General features: G+C 53.1%; 3 protein-coding genes. All 3 read right to left on the bottom strand.

The window, feature by feature from the left end; genetic code table 11:
• Positions 1-41: 41 nt before the first annotated feature.
• Entirely contained in the window at positions 42-965 is a 924-nt protein-coding gene (locus AK963_RS28710) for a hypothetical protein (protein ID WP_066018695.1), read from the bottom strand.
• A gap of 13 nt (positions 966-978) precedes the next feature.
• Entirely contained in the window at positions 979-1,332 is a 354-nt protein-coding gene (locus AK963_RS28705) for a capsid cement protein (RefSeq protein ID WP_066018694.1), read from the bottom strand.
• A 3-nt stretch (positions 1,333-1,335) separates the two neighbouring features.
• Positions 1,336-1,678: hypothetical protein (locus tag AK963_RS28700; RefSeq protein WP_066018693.1), on the bottom strand; the 343-nt coding region annotated here is incomplete at its 5' end.

Here is a 1,678-nt window from a genome sequence, read left to right as displayed (position 1 = left end):
TGCCGTACGCTGTGGAGTGCTGTGTATTTCATAGCCACTCCTTAGCTAATGACGTTTTCAAGGTGGTAAGCCACATCGTTGCAAATGATCAGCTCGTCGACTGACTCACCCACTCGAATGGCTTCACCGCCACGCAGGCCAATGTTGGCATCCTGACGGGTACCACTGACCCGTTGACCATGCTCAGCAGTCATGCCGAAGGTGACCCCACGGTTCGGCCTGGCAGTTGGGTTGCGGTAAATCAGCGAGCAATGGTTGCCCCAAATGCGCTCCAGTTGCATCTCATGGCCGGGTCGGGCGCTGTTGTAATAGGCGGCTCCCACCAGAATTTCATCAATCTCCAGCAGCTCCTTAACGAAGGATAAAGGCACAAGCCCATCGTCGGATATCGTGCCATTAAAGGCTTTGACGATGCTCTGGTTACGGCGCAGTGCCACAGCCACCTTGCGACTGGTGATCATAATGTTCGGACGCTTGATGGGCGTTTCCAACGCATCGGTCAACGTCACCAGCGGTTTACTGGCCGGATCGTCCCATAGGTCGGTGCCACTGAGGGTCTCTTTGTGGGCATAGTTATTTTTGTTCTGAACCATAGTAGCGACCCGCTTTTCCCGGTCCAGTGCAATGATTTCACTAAGCAGCTCTACGGCATTGCCCCGTGGATCAAAGTTGCTGTTAGTAGCGTTGTCTAAATCCTGCTGCGGGATATGGTCTTCCAGACCGTAATCCTGAACAAAGCCTGCCTCTTCGGTGCCGCCGAATTCCACGACGTTTGGCTGGCCTTTACGACCTACCAGAGTATCTGGAATGGTGAAGCGGTCTTCCGTGTTGTACTTCGTCCATTTGAATTCCCTGGCGCTTACCGGAACTCTTGGGAGAACTCTGTCGGCTATAAACTCATAGTTCATGTAAGCAATAGCGATAGCCGTCAGGGTCGGGTTGGTCACAAAAGGTGCGTTAGCCATAAGTTGGTTCTCCTTAACCTTGGGCAATCAGTACGGTGACAAAGTCACCGACCACGGCATCTTCCAGGGCGATACCGATAACCCGATCCGAGGCCTGTGTGGCTGTGATGACGTTGGCATTGGCATCGCTGGTTAGCACTTCACCTTTGTTGATTGTGCCGCCAGCCACTGCTTCGGTAATGCCGGAAAAAATAACATCCACCCGGCCGTTGCTCTCGCTGCCGATCTGGGTAGTGACACCGATCAGGGCATCGGTGGCGGCTGTCGCTTGTTTGACTTTTAACTTGCCGGTGCCAAAGGTCACCAGCTTGCGTCCTTCCAGGGTGCCATCGGCGTAAAATGATTTAATCAGTCCGTCGTTTCTCATGGCTTAATCCTTCTTTCCAGTCTGAACCGCATTTACCGCCTGAGTAATGCTGACGGTTCTGCCTTTCTTGCGCTGCTCCTCCTGGTATTCCAGAGCCATCTGCGCCAGTTCGTTACTGTTTTCAGGAGGTTGTTCCTGATCATCAGCAGAATGTTCCTTGAAGTCGACGGCCTTGGGCAGCTTGCCCAGGAAGTCTTTCATAAAGGCCTGCTGACTGAAGCTCTGCTTCTGGTCGCCTTCGCCGAATTCCAACACGTCCACTTCGCTGTCGAGGCTGGCCATAAACTCTGCCAGTTGGTCTTTCTGCGCTGGTAATACTTTTCCGGCTTTCACTAGCTCATCCAGA

The organism is Endozoicomonas atrinae (assembly GCF_001647025.1).
Taxonomy (GTDB): domain Bacteria; phylum Pseudomonadota; class Gammaproteobacteria; order Pseudomonadales; family Endozoicomonadaceae; genus Endozoicomonas; species Endozoicomonas atrinae.
Note: the sequence above shows the minus strand (reverse complement) of the source record. Positions and strands in the feature narration are given on the sequence as shown.